The sequence below is a fragment of the Paenibacillus puerhi genome, assembly GCF_009846885.1.
Classification (GTDB): domain Bacteria; phylum Bacillota; class Bacilli; order Paenibacillales; family NBRC-103111; genus Paenibacillus_G; species Paenibacillus_G puerhi.
Window position 1 is genome coordinate 1 of record NZ_WUWM01000033.1, and the last position, 17,518, is coordinate 17,518.

At 53.4% G+C, this 17,518-nt stretch carries 13 protein-coding genes; 10 read left to right on the forward strand and 3 right to left on the reverse strand.

Annotated features, from left to right (window positions below):
* The first annotated feature begins 713 nt into the window (after window positions 1–713).
* The 8 genes from GSF01_RS23825 to GSF01_RS23860 all read left to right on the forward strand — a co-directional run bounded on the left by GSF01_RS23825 (window position 714) and on the right by GSF01_RS23860 (window position 12,751).
* Window positions 714–1,667: an ABC transporter permease gene (locus GSF01_RS23825; RefSeq protein ID WP_407945795.1), complete on the forward strand. Its 954-nt coding sequence runs from the start codon at window positions 714–716 to the stop codon at window positions 1,665–1,667.
* A 20-nt stretch (window positions 1,668–1,687) separates the two neighbouring features.
* Window positions 1,688–2,569, forward strand: coding sequence for a carbohydrate ABC transporter permease (locus tag GSF01_RS23830; RefSeq protein ID WP_159887781.1), 882 nt, complete (start codon window positions 1,688–1,690; stop codon window positions 2,567–2,569).
* A gap of 38 nt (window positions 2,570–2,607) precedes the next feature.
* Complete coding sequence (locus tag GSF01_RS23835; RefSeq protein WP_159887782.1) at window positions 2,608–4,125, forward strand: extracellular solute-binding protein; 1,518 nt, start codon at window positions 2,608–2,610, stop codon at window positions 4,123–4,125.
* Window positions 4,126–4,250: 125 nt separating this feature from the next.
* Window positions 4,251–6,515 carry a helix-turn-helix domain-containing protein gene (locus GSF01_RS23840; protein WP_159887783.1) on the forward strand — a complete coding sequence of 755 codons (2,265 nt, stop codon included), beginning with the start codon at window positions 4,251–4,253 and terminating at the stop codon, window positions 6,513–6,515.
* Window positions 6,516–6,656: 141 nt separating this feature from the next.
* A complete protein-coding gene (locus GSF01_RS23845; protein ID WP_159887784.1) occupies window positions 6,657–7,640 on the forward strand; it encodes a Gfo/Idh/MocA family protein in 984 nt (327 codons plus the stop codon).
* Window positions 7,641–7,802: 162 nt separating this feature from the next.
* On the forward strand, window positions 7,803–9,323 hold the full coding sequence (locus GSF01_RS23850; protein ID WP_159887785.1) for an extracellular solute-binding protein: 1,521 nt from the start codon (window positions 7,803–7,805) through the stop codon (window positions 9,321–9,323).
* A 186-nt stretch (window positions 9,324–9,509) separates the two neighbouring features.
* Complete coding sequence (locus GSF01_RS23855) at window positions 9,510–11,057, forward strand: sulfatase family protein (protein WP_159887786.1); 1,548 nt, start codon at window positions 9,510–9,512, stop codon at window positions 11,055–11,057.
* A gap of 53 nt (window positions 11,058–11,110) precedes the next feature.
* Window positions 11,111–12,751 (forward strand): sulfatase-like hydrolase/transferase, encoded by a 1,641-nt coding sequence (locus GSF01_RS23860; protein ID WP_159887787.1) that lies wholly within the window; start codon window positions 11,111–11,113, stop codon window positions 12,749–12,751.
* Window positions 12,752–12,879: 128 nt separating this feature from the next.
* Here the strand turns inward: GSF01_RS23860 and GSF01_RS23865 are convergent, their stop codons facing one another.
* Genes GSF01_RS23865 through GSF01_RS23875 form a run of 3 tightly spaced genes read right to left on the reverse strand, consistent with a single transcriptional unit; the run spans window position 12,880 to window position 15,449 of the window.
* Complete coding sequence (locus tag GSF01_RS23865; protein ID WP_159887788.1) at window positions 12,880–13,992, reverse strand: cupin domain-containing protein; 1,113 nt, start codon at window positions 13,990–13,992, stop codon at window positions 12,880–12,882.
* Between the two features lie 15 nt (window positions 13,993–14,007).
* Window positions 14,008–14,502 (reverse strand): DinB family protein, encoded by a 495-nt coding sequence (locus GSF01_RS23870; RefSeq protein ID WP_159887789.1) that lies wholly within the window; start codon window positions 14,500–14,502, stop codon window positions 14,008–14,010.
* Window positions 14,499–15,449 carry a fumarylacetoacetate hydrolase family protein gene (locus GSF01_RS23875; RefSeq protein ID WP_159887790.1) on the reverse strand — a complete coding sequence of 317 codons (951 nt, stop codon included), beginning with the start codon at window positions 15,447–15,449 and terminating at the stop codon, window positions 14,499–14,501. Before GSF01_RS23875 ends, GSF01_RS23870 begins: the two co-directional genes overlap by 4 nt.
* Before the next feature lie 224 nt (window positions 15,450–15,673).
* On the opposite strand from GSF01_RS23875, the gene GSF01_RS23880 reads away from it, so the two are divergent.
* Window positions 15,674–16,435, forward strand: coding sequence for an IclR family transcriptional regulator (locus tag GSF01_RS23880; protein ID WP_159887791.1), 762 nt, complete (start codon window positions 15,674–15,676; stop codon window positions 16,433–16,435).
* A 55-nt stretch (window positions 16,436–16,490) separates the two neighbouring features.
* Window positions 16,491–17,513 (forward strand): helix-turn-helix domain-containing protein, encoded by a 1,023-nt coding sequence (locus GSF01_RS23885; protein ID WP_159887792.1) that lies wholly within the window; start codon window positions 16,491–16,493, stop codon window positions 17,511–17,513.
* Window positions 17,514–17,518 lie beyond the last annotated feature (5 nt).

Consider the following 17,518-nt stretch of genomic DNA (forward strand, 5'->3'; position numbering starts at 1 on the left):
TGAAAAAGATCGCTCTCCACCTGGATAAACAGGTTCAATGAGGAGGGCGATCTCTTTTTTTTGAAAAATAATCCTTTAAAAAATGAGCTATCCAGCTAACACTAGGGGTTTCTCGTCAATCTGAAGACCTACCCTTGGGTAGGTCTTTTTGGCGATGCCGCGACTGTACGAAGTGACGGCAGGCACCGATTTCTTTGATCTAAGTTGAATTTATGAATCGTGCTCACGGTAGTAGACGGTCACAGTCCCCATTCTAGGTCGGAAACATGCCAATGTGCAGGTTTGTTACATAAATGGCTATCTGGAGGGGGAAAGTCTGCAACCATGCAGGAATTTCATGTGATATTTCCCTGAACAACTGATTAAGCGGGAAATAGATGCATCTTTGCGGGAATTTTGCTTGGTGGTCAACTATAAAGACAAAAGGATGTACAACCTGCAGGTTTAGACAGGACGAAGCGGAATACTAGGTCGCCTGCTGGGGCAATCCAACGGTTTTTTCTAAATGAATAACGTACTGCAGCCACAAAAACAACCAATGACTATGAGTGCAGCTAATGACAATTCCTTGTCTGGAGCCCTGTATACGGCACTGGGCAGCCGATCTGAGCAAGCAGGGACTATCGACGGCAACCGAAGCTCCGACTTATGATAGGGCTACCGTTTCACAGTCCCACACAGATATCACGGAGAAATGAAAGGAAGGAAGCAGCATGCAACCAAGTATGAAAGTGCCAGTCGCTGCGTCATCGGCTGCAAGGTCGTCGACATTGCTGGGCAGACTCGCACGGAACCGATGGCTTTATATCATGGTTCTCCCCGGTCTACTGTACTTTCTCATTTTTAAGTACTGGCCGATGTATGGAATCTTCATCGCCTTTAAAGATTATCAGCCGTTTTTAGGCTTTTGGGACAGCCCTTTTGTAGGACTGAAGCACTTCGAACGTTTATTTAGCGATTCGAACTTTCTCATGCTCTTTCGGAATACGCTGATTTTGGCTACGTACAATATCCTGTTTTTCTTTCCGCTGCCGATCGTGGTCGCGCTCATGCTCAACGAGCTGAGACAGGAGTTCATCAAGCGCACCGTTCAAACGCTGGTGTACATTCCCCACTTTATGTCCTGGGTTGTCGTCGTGGGGATTGCTTACATCTTCTTAACGACGGAGGGCGGCCTGGTGAACGAGCTGCTGGTGCGCTTCGGCGGAGAAAAGATCAATTTTCTTGTAAGTAACGAATGGTTTCGGACGGTCGTGACAGCTGAGGTCATCTGGAAAGAAACAGGCTGGGGCACGATCATATTCCTGGCGGCACTGGCCGGCGTCGATCCGCAGCTGTACGAAGCGGCGCGCATGGACGGAGCGAACCGGCTCCGCCAGCTATGGCATATTACTCTGCCGGCGATCCGCAGCACCATCGTGATCTTGCTGATCCTTCGACTGGGACATTTCCTCGATACGGGATTTGAGCAAATCTTCCTGATGCTTAACGCCATGAATCGCGAGGTCGGCGAAGTATTCGACACGTATGTGTATTCGGTCGGGATCAGCCAGGGACAATACAGCTTCAGTACCGCGGTCGGGTTGTTCAAGTCGATTATCGGTTTGATTCTTGTTGTCGTTTCCAACTATTTAGCCAAAAAATTCGGAGAAGAAGGTATCTACTAGAAAAGGAGCGCTGAACCGCTATGCCGATCAAGCCAAGCTGGGGAAGCCGAATATTCGATAGCTTGAACGTTCTGCTATTGATTGGATTCGCTTTGCTTACCGTTATCCCATTCATTTATGTCATTGCCGGCTCGTTCACCACCCAGAAGGAACTGCTGCTGCGCGGGTTTATCTTATTCCCGACCGAGTTTACTCTGGAGGCTTATAAGTATATTTTCTCTACCCAGACGCTCATCAGAAGCTTGCTGGTTACCGTATACATCACGGTCGTAGGTACGCTGATCAACATCTTCTTTACCTGTCTGATGGCGTATCCGTTAGCCCGCAAGGACATGGATTTTCGCAAGCCGATCTTGATGCTGGTCGTGTTTACGATGCTGTTCGGCGGAGGGATGATTCCAACGTTTCTGGTCGTCAAGCAGCTAGGCATGATCAATACTTACTGGTCCTTGCTGATCCCGGGCGCCATCAGCGCATTCAACCTAATCATCATGCGCAACTTTTTCCAGCAGCTGCCCGACGGCCTGGAGGAGTCCGCCAAGATCGACGGCTGCAACGACCTCGGCATTTTTTTCCGGATCGTGCTTCCGCTCTCCATGCCCGCGATTGCGACCTTCTCGTTATTTTACGCGGTAGGGCATTGGAATACGTTCTTCAACGCGGTGCTGTACATCAATGACAATACCAAATGGCCGATTCAAGTGCTGTTAAGGCAGATCGTGATCCTGGCTTCAGGCGGGATCGGGGACTCCTCCGCGATGGATGCGGATTATGTCGCTCCGCCGGAGCAATCGGTGAAAATGGCCGTAATTGTGGTATCTACTCTGCCGATCCTGCTGGTTTACCCGTTTTTGCAGAAACATTTTGCCAAAGGGGTATTGCTGGGCTCGGTTAAGGGTTGAGGATATACTAGGTTTATAGAAAAGGGAGGAACTACACAATGAACAGAAGACATTCGAGGAAACTGGTCAAAGCCGGAGCCTTGCTCACCACCATTGCACTGGCTATGACGGCCTGCGCGGGGAAGGATCAGCCCGCTCCGCAAGGCAATGGCGATGCCGGAGCCGGGGCGAATCAAGGACCGCTGCAGCTGACGATGATGCTGCCGACCTATAACCCGGAGCAAATGCCTGCGGACAGCTCGGTTCTAAAGACGCTGGAGGAGAAGACAAACACGAAGCTAACGGTGTCATGGGTGCCATCCTCGACCTACACCGATAAATTAAGCGCTACCGTGGCATCCGGCGAGCTGCCGAAGACGTTCGTTGCGCTGGAGCCGAAAGCCTCCTTCATTGTGAACGCCGCCCGTACCGGCATGTTCTGGGAGGTCGGACCGTATCTGAAAAGCTATCCGAACCTGAGCAAGATGTCGGACATCGTCCTCAAGAATGTGTCGATCGACGGCAAAGTTTACGGCGTCTACCGGGAGCGGGATCTCGCTCGCTTCGGGCTGATGATCCGTCAGGACTGGTTAACGAACCTGGGCCTGCAGGCGCCTAAGACGATAGATGAGCTTTATACGGTTCTGAAAGCCTTTGCAACGGGCGATCCGGACAAGAACGGCAAAGCGGATACGATTGGACTCGCCGTGGGGATGCAGGGGAGCAACATAGCCGGCTTTAAAGACATCCTGGTTTATATGGGGGGAGCGAATGAGTGGGAGCTGCAGGACGGCAAGCTGGTTCCCGTTCATATGACGGAAGCTTACCTGGACACGATGAAGTTCTACAAAAAATTATATGACGAAAAAATCATCAATCAGGACTTCGCGCTCGTGCAGGACGGCCGAGCCGTTATGAATAAGGCTCAAGCCGGGCTTTGGATCGATAATATGCTGGACGGCAAAAATATCGAGGACAACATCAAGAAGATCGTTCCGGACGCGAAAATTAACTTACTCAACCGCATCGCAGGTCCCAAGGGCGATAGAACCCGTGCCGGCGCAGGATATTTGGGCATGTATATGATTCCGAAAACAAGCGTGAAAACGGAAGCAGAGCTCAAGCAAATTCTTGAATATTTCGATAAAGTATCCGAGAAGGATATCCAGAATCTGATGAAATACGGGATTGAAGGCAAGCAGTACACGCTTGAGAATGGCACCTACAAGCCTAATCAGGATCCGAAAGCAAAGTCTGAAATCTTGGACGGCAACCAGTTTATGATACTGCAGAATGAGGTTGTCAACTACGGGACCGAGCTGGAGAAGCTCAGCACCAAGCTCTTCCAGGACAACGCGACGTTCGCGATCGCTAACCCGGCTGCGCCGTTCATCTCCAATACGGAGATCGAGAAGGGCAAAGAGCTTTCGAAGATTATTGCGGATGCCACAGTGAAATTCATCATGGGCTCGGTGAATGAGGCCGACTGGAAGCAGACGGTGGACAAATGGCTGCAAAGCGGCGGAAGCAAGATCATCGAGGAGTTTAATGCCGAATACGCGAAGCTGGCGAAATAATAAAGCTTGTTGACTGAGGAAAGGGCTACCCAGGCCCTTTCCTCCCTCGCGTTAGGCGGCATCGCTTAATAGGGAGTTTTCGTGTACACTAAAGTACTGTTAGGCATCAACGACTTGGAGGCATTATGAGATTCCGGTCCTCGTCTTTTTTATGGAAGCTGATGTTATATTCCATCTTGATCGGTACGATACCGGTCATTCTGCTGGGCACCTTTGCTTATTACAATTCTTCCCTGACCGTCCAGGAGAAAGTAAACGAGAGCAATAAGCAGCTCTTGCAGCAAATGCAGATGCGCGTCGAGCAGACGCTCAGGACGGTCGACAATTCGGCAACGCAGCTGCTGCAGTCACCTGTCGTTACCGGCGCTTTCGTTACCGATATCACCCAACGTGATTTCGAAATGGTGCATGAGCTGTATAAAGGGATCTCGCTGGTTCAAACCTACGAGCTTGGCATTAAGGATATTTTTCTGTACAGTCTAAGCAAGCAATGGCTGATCAACAGCCATGGGATCAATGAATACAGCATGCCGAGCTTTAAGCCGCAGCTGGAGGCCTTCTCCCGCGAAGCCGCAGGTTCTTTCTGGACAAGCGGACCGGGCGATTCGCCGAGTTCCTACCAGTCTATCTACTTTGTGAAGAAGTATCCGTTTAATGCCGTCAAGCCGACAGGGATCATCAGCATCATGCTATCGTCTGATTTGATGAAGGAGCGTGACACGTTTCAGAACGGCAAGCTCGGCAGCGCGTTTATTCTAGATCAGGACTTCCATATTCTGGATCATCACGACCGCAGTCTGCTAGGAAGCAGTATGCTGGGGCAGCCTCACCTGAAGCCTCTCCTCGAATCGGAGGAGGCCATCGGTCAATATACCGCCAAGCTGGATGGGGAGGTCGTGACCGTCACCTACCGGAAGTCTTCTTACAACGGCTGGAGCTATGTGTCCGTTGCCTCTAATCAGCAAGTGAACGAGCAGAATAAAATCATCGGGTGGATCACCCTGCTCGTCTGTATGGCCATCCTGCTGGTCACACTGGTTCTTGCCTGGTTCGGCTCGAAGAAAATGTATAGTCCGATCCAATCCATCTATACCGCTCTGACCAGCATTCCTGCGTCGGAGGAGGAGGGGAAGCCGAGCGGAGAGCTTCAGGTTATCGGAGAACGCGTCGATTATTTGATACGCAATCAATCCCTGATTATGAATGAGCTTAAGGGGCAGCAGGTACAGCTCAAGGAATTTTTCATGCAGAAATTATTCGGCGGCACTATCCAACCGGCGGATTTCGAGGAAAAATTGAGCCTGTACGGCCTGGAGCGGCCGTGGCCTTCCATGTGCGTGCTAGCCATTCAAATCGACACGCTGAAGGATACCCGCTTTGAAGAGTCCAATCGGGATTTGCTTATGTTCGCCATCAGCAATATCGTCGGCGAGCTTGTCGTGACCGAGCAAAGGCTGGTACCGATCGTCAAATCGGACTGCCAGGTGACCTTGATCGGCTCCTCGAAAGAGGGCGAGGCCTTTAAGGAGCACATGTTCAGCCTGTCCGATGAGATTCAAAAGGCCGTGTTTCAATATTTGGAGATTAAGGTGAGCATCGGGATCAGCCGTCCTTTCAGCTCGTTTGCGGAAACCCAGCAGGCGCTGCATGAAGCTATGACCTCGTTGAAGTACAGGGTGGGACTTGGGCAGGAGTCGATTTTGTTCATCGAGGACGTGCAGCCGCAGAAGAGCAATCTGTATATGTTCCCGCAAGAAGGGGAGCAGCTCTTGCTCGATGCGATCCGCGCGGGAAATCCAGAGCAGTCGAGGGTTGCCTTGATGCAGTTTATCGGAGAGTTGTTCCAGCATACGCAGCATCGGGATTATCAGCTGTCCTTGCTAAGGCTGCTGGTCGATCTTCTCAAATTCGGTCAGGAATTGTCCATCCCTCTGGACCGGATAGCGGAGGATGAAGCCTCCTTGATTCAATCCTTATTTAAGCTGAGGAATGTAAAGGAGATGGAGGACTGGTTCTGGTCCCTGTTCGTGCATCCCTACCTTCAGGAGCTCGGCAGTCGCCGGGATTATCAGTTCAAGCATATTTCAGAAGCGGTCATCGATATGATTAAAAGGGAGTTTGATTCGGAGCTTACCCTGGAGACATGTTCTTCCCGTATCAACTATCACCCCCACTACGTGAGCCGGGTTTTCCGGCAGGAGACGGGCATTAATTTCGGCGAATATTTAACGCAGTATCGGATGGATATGGCTAAGAAATGGCTGAAGGAGTCCGATATGAAGATTGTCGAAATCGCGGAGCGGCTGCAGTACAACAACTCCGCCAACTTTATTCGCTCCTTCCGCAAATCGGTAGGCATGACGCCGGGGCAGTTCCGTGATGAGGGCTAGAGCTGGGTACGGAGAACTTTGCCACGATCGCCTCTAAGCATTATACTAATAGCATCCATAGCGACGAACCTCCCCGAGCAAGGGGAGGCTTTGTCTATGTTAAGGGGTATTTTGCCGTTGGACGAAAGGGAGGAACATGTTATGAAAGCCATCTTGGTAGGACTCGGCTATGCCGGCTACAACTGGTATAAAAGGCTGAAAGCGCAAGGACTATTGGGTGCCGTCGTGGAAACCAATCTTTCCATGAAGGAGAAGATGGAAGGGGACCCGTATCCTTTCTATACCTCGCTGGAGGAGGCGCTTGAGCGGGAGAAGGCGGATTTCCTTCTCAATGTTACTTCGCCGGCGGCGCATACGGCGATCAACCTGATGGCCTTTGAGCGAAAGCTGCCGGTGCTGTGCGAGAAACCGATCTCCTTTGATTATGAAGAGGCGGTGGATGTTGTGGAGCGAGCGATGCAGGGAGGGATCCCTTTCATGATCGCCGAGAATTACCGCCGCTTTCCTTACATCCGGAGGCTGAAGCAGTTGATTGACGACGGCTCGATCGGGAGGCTGGCCTCCATCGATATCCGGTTTCATCGCTACCATCACATCCAGCGCAATTACACCGTCAGCTTGCTGGATGATATCGGCGTCCATCACTTCGATATGATCCGTTATTTGTCCGGAGCCGAAGGCGAACGGATTACGGCGAATATGTATAACCCGCTTAACGGCTGGACTGAGCCGGGAGCTGTGCTTAGCGCGGAGGCATGGATTCAGATGGAAGGCGGCATCCGCGCGACGTATTCGGGTACGATTACGTCCCGGGGCGCGTCCACGCCATGGTGCGGACAGCTACGGATCGAAGGGAGCGAGGGCGCGTTGGAGCTGGTCGATCAAGTGATCTACCTGCATCGCGAAGGTCAGACGGAGGTCTACAGCGATCATAGCAGCGTAGAAGTTACCGATGCGCTGGCGGAATTCCTTAACGCGCTCCGGGAGCGGCGGGAGCCTGAGTCCAGCGGCAGGGATTACCTGCTCACTCAGGCGCTAGTGCGCGATGCCAAGTTGTCGAGCGCGAAGGGGCAGTGGCTTGATGTGACAAGGCCCAGGGTGTCGCAGCGAGTAACGCAAACCTAGCAGGAAGAGATGAACATAGGCATCATCCCGATCGGAAGAGCTCGGACACGCCTTGCCGCTTTCGGTTAAGAAATCAGAGAATCGGGTAAAGCGATTTTTATGCAAATCCCCTATGATAAGGATGAACCAAGACATCTGGTTAATTAGAAAGGGGACAAGGCAATGAACAAAAGGCTGCTTGTAGGTTGTGCTCTTATGCTTTCGTTAAGTACCGTGCTTGGCTGTGCGAAGCAGAATGAAGGGGGTTCGTCGCCCAAGAAGGCCGGCGATGCCGCCGAGTCTGCCAACGAACTCAGCGAAAAGCTGACGATCAATTGGATGGCGCAAGCCTTTCAAGGCGGAGGCTGGCCGGATGATCACCCGATGATCCAGGAGCTCAATAAAAAGTTCAATGTCGATTTGAAAATCCAGTGGGTCCCTTCAGCCAACTATAAAGAGAAGCTGAATGTGGTTGCAGCCTCTAACGACTTTCCGGACGTCTTTTACATCACCTTTCCGGAATTCAACCGGTGGAAAAATCAAGGCTTATTCTATGATATCAAACCCGTAATATCGAATTATCCGAACCTGGCGAAAATACCGGAAGGGCCATTGAATAACCTGAACCCCAAGGGGAAGATTCTTAGCCTGCCTTATTATCTCACGGAAGCAAGGGATTCCTATGCCGTGCGCGAGGACTGGTTGAAGAAGCTGGGGCTCAGCTCGCCGAAGACGGTGGACGAGTTCTACGAAATGGCGAAGGCGTTTGCGACCAAGGATCCGGACGGCAACGGCAAGCAGGATACGATAGGGTTTTCGTTCTATATCGACTCGACTGCGAATGTGATCAGGGACATCGAGTTTATCCAGGCCGGATTCGGTCTGTGGAATCAATGGAAGGAAGTCGACGGCAAGCTGGTTTCTTATCAAACCCAGGTGGAGGAATGGAAGAACTTCCTGACCTTTATGCACAAGGCTTACAACGAGGGCGTGCTGGACAAGGATTTCGGCGTGAATAAAATCAGATCGACGATCGATAAGTTCGAGTCGAACAAGGTCGGCTTCTCTATTGTGAATCCGAATGACTATAACAATACGATCAACAACATCAGGAAGCTCGTCCCGACAGCAACGATCGCTCAAGTTGAACCCCCGAAAGGGCCGACAGGCTTGACGGCATCCCCTACCTTTGACATGCTCCACAAGCAAGTGATCAATGCTAAGATCGATGAGAAAAAGAAGCGCCGGATTTTGATGATGCTGGATTATTTCATTTCTCCGGAGGGCTCTGATTTTATTAAGCATGGCATCGAAGGAGTACACTTCAAGAAAATTTCGGATGACAAGTATGAGAAATTGGAAGCAGCGGATAAGGACCGTCAAAATTTGATCAACAACTGGATATTCCGTCCGTTCGATCCAGGCATCCAGATGTACAAATGGGAGGACCCGGCGTATCACAAGACGATGCGCGATATGTTTGATCTCAATGCCAAGTACAAATGGGTCAATCCGGCGGCGGGCTTGGAGTCCGAAACCATGAATAAAAGCGGCGCGAATCTGAACGTGAAGTTCATGGAGACGGTATCCAAAATCATTATGGGCCGAGAGCCGGTATCCGCCATTGAGAAAGCATCGGCCGACTGGCTGGCGGGCGGCGGCAATAAAATCATCGAGGAAATCAATAAGGCTTATAAGGAATAGAAGATAAACCAAGAAAAACCATTAGGAATCGTCGGATTCTTAATGGTTTTTCTTTACTTAGCGCTGTTGATCGATATCCAAGTCGATTGTGTCAGGAATCAGAGAATCGGATAACGACTTATGAAAGTGCACCCCTTATGATAAGGTGAGGACTGGCCATTACTTTCAAAGACGGAGATGAGACGAATGAGGATTTTGTTTTTGGATTTGGATTCAACGAGCCCGGATCATCTGGGATGCTACGGCTATCATCGGAACACCTCTCCAAACATCGATAGGATCGCGGCGGAAGGTGTGCGCTTCACCAACTATTACACCTCGGATGCGCCGTGCGCTCCTTCCAGAACCGCGTTAATGAGCGGTAAGTTCGGTATCATCAACGGCCTTGTAGGCCATGGCGGAACGGCTGGAGACATGAAGCTGGAAGGGAGGGAGCGCGATCTGATGGGCAAGCTGACGCGCGGTGGGGCGCTTCCGTCTTACTTGAATCTGGTGGCGGATCTGAACACCGTGCTGATCAGTCCGTTTCCCCAGAGGCATTCGACGTTTCACTTCTACGCAGGCTTCAATGAAATCATGAATACGGGGCAGTATGGCAACGAATCCGCCGAGCGGGTGACGCCGGTTGCGCTGGACTGGATCGAGCGCAATGCTTCGAAGGACAATTGGTTCCTGTATATCAACTACTGGGACCCGCACACGCCTTATAGAGCGCCTGAAGAATTCGGCAATCCCTTCGAGCATGAGCCGCTGCCGGCATGGCTGACGGAAGAGGTGCTGGAGAAGCACAAGCAGCTCGCTGGCTCCCATAGCGTGCATGAATTGAATATCGATCACAGGGGGAAGACCTATACGAACCAGACGAGTCCGGCGTTCCCGCGCTATCCGGGCGAGATTCAAAACATGGACGACATGCGTAATATGATTGACGGGTACGACTGCGGAATCCGTTATATGGACGAGCATCTCGGCCGCCTATTCGCTTCTTTGGAGGAGCAGGGCGTTATGGACGATCTGATTATAATGATCTCGGCGGATCATGGAGAGAACATGGGACAGCTTGGCATTTACGGAGAGCACGCTACTGCTGACCAGGCGACCTGCCGCATCCCTATGATTATCCGCTGGCCCGGCATGAAGCAGGGGATCGTGGATGAGGGGCTGCACTATCATCTGGACCTGCTGCCGACGCTGGCCGACATGCTGAACAGTCCGGTTATTTCTGACTGGAGCGGCACAAGCTACGCGCCTGTCCTCAGGGAGGGCGCCGACTGCGGACGCGAATATGTCGTCGTATCGCAGTGCGCGCATGTGGCCCAGCGGAGCGTCCGCTTCCGCGAGTGGATCTACATCCGTACGTATCATGACGGATTTCATTTGTTCGATAAAGAGATGCTCTTCAATCTGGCCGATGACCCTAAGGAGCAGCATAACGTGGCAGCCGAGCATAAAGAGATTTGCCGCGAAGCCGTGTATTATTTGAACGAATGGCATGAAGAGGCGATGAGGAAGAACAGCGATGCCGTCGATCCGTTATGGACGGTGATCAAAGAGGGCGGACCCTTCCATGCAAGAGGCTATCTGAAGGAATATATCTCTAGGTTGGAGGAAACGGGAAGAGATCATCTCGTACCTGAGCTGGTCCGCAGGCATCCTGGAGAGTTTCCGCAAGAGCCGAATCCTGCTCTCGGGCATATGATAGCCAAGATCGGCGCAAGGATGACGAACAAGTAAGCCGTCTGCCTGCATGAGGAACGATTCATCAAGCTGGAGGGGGAGGATGCTGCATGACAGCAAAGGCGAATAAGCCTAACATCTTATGGATCTCGCTGGAGGATACGAGTCCGAGATTCGGCTGCTACGGAGATCCGCTCGCGCGAACGCCGAATATCGATAAGCTGGCGGGGCAGGGAACGTTATACCGTCATGCGTACGCTACGGCCGGGGTGTGCTCGTCGAGCCGCTCCGCCGTGATCACGGGAATGTACCCGACGGCGATCGGGACTCATCATATGCGTACGGAGCATGTCAATCCGCATACGCCGGAATTGCCGACGCCCTATCTGGCCGTCCCGCCCGCGTATGTCAAAGCCTTCACCGAATACTTGCGGGCCGACGGATATTTTTGTACGAACAACTGGAAGACGGACTATAATTTCGGCTCTCCCTTGACGGCTTGGGATGAGAATGACAGGAACGCCCATTGGCGTCACCGGGCGCCTGATCAGCCTTTCTTCGCTGTATTTAATCATCTGCTGACGCACGAGAGCAGTATGTGGGGGGACATGTTCCGGGAGAAGCTGTATCCGGATCAAGAAACGAATAAGCCGCTGATGACGGACCCGGATCAGGTGAAGGTTCCTCCTTACTTGCCGGATACGCCGAAGTCCCATGCCTCGCTGGCGAAGTATTACGACCTTATCGAAGAAGCGGATCGGTTCGTCGGCCATCTGCTTCAGCAGCTGGTGGAGGACGGGCTGGCGGAGAATACCATCGTATTTTTGTGGAGCGATCATGGCGAGGGCTTGCCGCGTGCCAAGAGATGGCCGTACGACGCAGGGATCCGGGTGCCCCTTATTATCCGCTGTCCAGGCTTGCTGACCCCGGGCGAGGTAAGCGATCAATTGGTCAGTCTTATCGATCTGGGGCCGACGGTGTTGTCCTTGGCGGGGATAATGCCTCCGCGCCACTTGGCGGGCCAGCCTATCTTCGGCGGCGAAGCGCAGCCCAGAGACTATATCTTCGCCACCCGGGATCGGTACGACGAGTCCTATGACATGGTGCGCGCCGTGCGGGATCGCCGCTTCAAATATATCCGGAACTATCATCCGGAGAAGCCTTATCTTTCGTGGGTTCGCTTCAGTCATCAGCATCCGATGTTCCAGGAGCTGTGGAGGCTGCAGCTCGCCGGGCAGCTGGAAGGAGACAAGCAGCTGCTGATGCAGAACAAGCGCCCTCCCGAAGAGCTGTATGACTGCGAGAACGACCCTTACGAGATACGGAACTTAGCCGGCGATCCTGCCTATAAAGAAACCTTGGAGAGGCTGAGCACGGCACTGGACGGCTGGCGCGACCGATACGATGTATGGGGCGATGTACCGGAGGCGCAGATGGTTGCGCAGATGTGGCCGGGAGGAGAACAACCGCAAACGGCGGCGCCGCTGTTCATTCCCATCAACAGCACCTTACCGGGCATGATACCGTCGAGCGGTGGGGAATATCAGGAGCCGACGGCTGTTTTCCTGCATTGTGCGACCCAAGGCGCCTCCATCGCCTACACGACAGAGGAGTGCGAGGAGCCGAGGTGGCAGCTGTACACCGGTCCGATCAGGCTGAACCCGGGCACGACGCTTCTGCGCGCGAAGGCGGTCCGAATCGGATACAAGGACAGTGAGGAAGCGAGCGCGTCCTACCTCATGGAAGCCTGACTGATGAAGCGCGGCTTCATATAGAAGAGCAACCCTCGCCCGGAGGGTTGCTCCCCATAAAACAACAACCACCTGAGTGTAGATCCCTCAGGTGGTTGCGCCTATCCAGGGGCATGAGCCTGCGCTTCTTAAGGTAGCAGCGGCTGGAATTGCCCGGTGATCTCTTGGTTGCCCTTATTCGGCTCGTAGCGCTCTTCACGCTGCAGATCGAATTTGTCCATGATCGGGCTGTCGCTAACGGAGAACAGGTACGAATCCTGGTCGGCGACATGCTCATGCCAGGCCCAGTTCGGAATGACAAGGAAATCGCCCTGTGACCAATCATAACGGATGCCGTCGATGATCGTATGCCCCGAGCCCTTGAACACCTGATAAATGCTCGAGCTCGTATGACGATGAGCTTGCGAGTGGAAACCGCCGGGCAGCTTGTGCATCCATGCGGCAATATTCGCATTAGCTGTCCTGCCGTTGGACGGATTAATGAATTCTACCGCGTAGCCATCGTACGGATCCGGCTCGAACCGGCTCATGCCTTCGAGCGCCGCCAGCGTCTGCGACCACTTGTAGGAGCCGACGGGCGCAAGCTTCGGCTCGCGGTCGGAGATCGGCCGGACCATGCCGCCCTCATATCGCCCCGGGCTGAATCGATCGGGGACGGAGGCCGGCTCGAGGCGATCGGGGTGCCCCTCGAAGAAGGTGCCGCCAATCGCATAGATCGTCGGAATATCGAGGCAGTCCATCCAGATCATCGGCTTGTCGCCGAGATGGGCGTGGCCATGCCATAGACCGCCCGGCGTCGTCAGGAAGTCGCCCTCCTCCATGAAGAGGCGTTCCCCCTGCACGATGGAGTACGCGCCGTCTCCCTGCATGATAAAGCGCAGGGCGCTCTGCGTATGGCGGTGGGAGGGCGCTGTTTCGCCCGGCAGCAGCAGCTGAACGGCGGCGTAAAGGGTTTGGGTCGTAGAGCCCCAGCCCCAGGGCTGGCGGCCCTTCAGGCCGGGGTTTTGCAGGTAGATAGCCCGGCGTTCTCCGCCCCGGTCAGGAGTAAAAATGTCTTGCGCCTCCATAAGCTTGGCATACAGCGTTTCCCACTTCCAGAGATAAGGAACCGCTGAAGGCGTCGGCTGCTTGTGCATCAGCTCAGGAATCGCATTCCAGAGCGGGCCCAGGTGAAACTTGTCGATCTCCCGATTGAAGTCTTTGACCAGGTCGCTTTGAAAAAAATCGATTTTTTCTGCCATATCGCTCGCCTCCGGCTAAGTAGTTGAACGGCTTGCTTCGTAGTTCTCGATGTTTCGGCGGATTTGCTGAAGATGCGTAGCCGTATGCTCCACCAGCAGATGAACCACGATGAAGGACAGCGGCTTCGTGCCGAATCTCGGGTTCCGGCTCTCCGCCTCGATCTGCAGGTCCGCCTCGCTAACGGATGCGAGTACGTCTGCCGCTTGCTGCTTCGCTTGAGCGAGGCCCTGCAAGGCCTCCTCCAGGGAACGCTGGTGAGCCGAGGCCACGGCGGCGAGCCGTCCTTCATGCTGCAGGCCGCGGCCCCAAGGTGCCGGAGCCTTCAAGGTTTCCTGAAGCTCCTGCAGCCAGTAGGGGATGGCTTCCTCCAGATGACAGACGACTTGCTGGATGGACCATGCCTCTTCCGAAGGCTTCCACACGAGAAGCTCGGAAGGAAGCCCGGTAACGAGGTCTACGATGTCATCCAACGTTTCTTGAACGGACTTTATCGCGTTGTTGAGATTCACAAGGACTCCCCCTCGCTTACGGCTTTCACCTTGTTCTCCAGAACGCCAATCCGGTCAATCTCGATGCGAACGATATCGTCATGCTGAAGGAATACTTGCGGCTCGCGAGCGACACCCACGCCTCCCGGCGTACCGGTCAAGATCACATCGCCTGGCTCGAGCGTCATCAGATTGGACAGGAATTCGACCAGGAAGGAGACGCTGAACACCAGATTGGCTGTATTGGACCGCTGCCTTTCTTCCCCGTTGACAGTTAGGACGACCTCGAGGCCGGACGGGTCGGCAAGCTCGTCGGAGGTTACCAGCCACGGCCCCATCGGAGCGCTGCCTTCGACGGTTTTCCCCTGTAGCCACTGGATCGTTCTGCGCTGAATATCGCGGTAGGTCACGTCGTTTACGATCGTGTAGCCGGCCACATAGTCCAGCGCATCGGCTTGAGAGACGTGGCGGGCGCGCTTGCCGATTAAGAAGGCGAACTCCGCTTCGTAGTCCAGCTGCTCGGAGATCGGGAAGAACGGAATGTCATCCTGGGGTCCGATGACGGTATTGCTGAACTTCGCGAAGATGACGGGTACCGGAGGAAGCTCCCGGCCCATCTCGAGAATATGCTCCCGGTAATTGTGACCGACACAGATCATTTTACCGGGCTTCGTCACAGGGGCTTCAAGCTTCACATCGGCGACGGAGTACTTCAGCTTATACGGAAGCGTCCCCGTATGGCTCGTCGCATAGTCGACGGCGCGCTTGGCGAGCTCCATGCTTTGGGCCCCGCCCTGTAAAAATGCTGTCATCTCTGAAGGAATATAGGCCTCTGCAATCTGGGCGGCGCGGATGACGCCTTCGGACTCCAGCATAGCGCGGTAAGCGAGATGCAAATCAACGATGTGCTCCTGAACCAGGCATCCGATGCGGGTAATGCCTTCATAGCTAAAGCTGACTAGCTTCAAGATAATCGCTCCTTTATGTAAAATGGAATCGAGTCCACTTTTAGTGAACTAAATTCACTTATAGTATAATGAAAACGTATTATTAGGAAATTGTCAATAACCGAACGGCTGTTTTTTTAAAATAACGAACCCTATGCGGAGGTTGACATGTCTCTTGGCCTGTAGCTATAGTGAAGAATAATCCGTGCATCAGGCACGCACTCTTCTTCGAAAGGTTGTTCGTTATGAACGAAACGAAAGCAGGCACAACGATTCAATCCTTGCAGATCGGCTTCGATATTCTGGAGCTTGTAGCGGCCCATGACCAACCACTTAAATTTAACGAAATCCAGGAAAAGTCCCAAATCACGAAGAGCAATTTGTATAAATATTTAAATACCCTTACTCAGAGCGGGATGCTGTACAGGGATCGGGAGAACGGGCTGTACACGCTGGGCAGCAAGCTGATCGAGCTGGGGATGAAGGCTTTGAACAAGGAGGATTTGGTCGACCGGGTAACGCCTTTCCTTCAAGACATTCATCAGTCGTACAAGCAAACGGTGCTATTGACGTCCTGGTCGCCGAACGGTCCGATCGTCTACAAAATGATCAACAGTCATCAAGGGCTCAATATCGGCGCACAGATCGGCACGCAGCTGCCGCTGCTCTCTGCCGCAGGCAAAGTCTACGCGGCCTTCATGGAGCCGGCCTTGATAGGCGAATGGCTGTCCCTGCAGCTGAATGCGGCAGATGACAAGCACCAGGAGCTGGTGAAGCAGGAGATCGAATTCATCAGGCAGCATGGGATTTCGTTCGCCCGAGAACCGCTTGTCCCCAGTATCTCGGCCGTCTCGCTGCCGATCTTCAATTATGAGAAGCGGTTGCTCGGCGCGGTGGCGGTCGTAGGCTTTTCCGATCGGATGCCGAGGCAGCTGGAAGAGCCGATGAGCCAGGAGCTGCTGAGGATCGGCAAGGAGATGTCGGGCTTGTTCGGCTTTAAAGGTTGAGATTCGGGTAACGAGCGCAGGTAGCGATATGACAACATGAAGGAGGTTCAGACCGATGTACCATGTGCTGGTTGCCGAAGATGAGCATTGGATTCGCAGTGGAATCGTAGAGATGGTGGACCGGATCGGCGGAGGCTTCAAGGTGACGGGAGAGGCCGGGGACGGGGAGGAGGCCTGGAATCTGATCCAGGAGCTCTGCCCGACGGTGCTCATCACCGATATTATGATGCCGAAGGTGGACGGCCTGTCTCTGATTAAACGAATGGATGAAATCAAATTTCCGATAGTCAGCATTATTATTAGCGGCTATGATAATTTCTCCTACGCCCAGCAGGGGATTCGGTACGGCGTTTCGGAGTATCTGCTTAAGCCCGTCAGGGAGGATACGCTGAAGGAGGCTCTGGAGCGCTCCCTGCAGCGCCTGGAGCTGCTGCATCCCGCCCATGAACAACTGATGAGCATTCACGCATTCATCGAACGAATCCCGTCCATGGATGCTCAGCAGTTGATGTCTGAGCAAACTCTCCTGGTACAGGCGATTCTAAAACATAAAAGCAGCCATCCAAGCACCAGACTGGGGCTGCTTCGCATCTTGGACGGCAAGCTGAGGGACTTGCTGGAATACACCTATCCGGAATACACACGCCCCGACCCGGCCGAGGAGGGGACCGAGGAAGCGCTGAAGCGTCACATTCAGCTATTGACCGAGCAGTGGTGCCAATGGAATCAGCAGCAGCAGCATCACAAGCGATCCTTTCGTCTTGTCATGAAAAAGGCGTGCGACTACGCGGAGCAAAGCTATATGCAGGAGATTAGTCTCTCGCAGATCGCGGACTATGTGGGCCTTAGCGTGTCGCATTTCAGCGCCTTGTTCAAGCAGCATGTGGGCGACTCGTTCGTGAACCACTTGAACAAAATCCGGATCGGCAAGGCCAAGCAGCTCCTGCTGGAGCCCGACTTGAAGGTGTATCAGGTTGCCGATATGGTAGGCTTTTCCTCCATGCCGTATTTCAATCGGGTATTTAAAAATGTAACCGGTTTATCGCCCAATGAGTATCGAAAAGCGATGGGGATCTAGGCGAA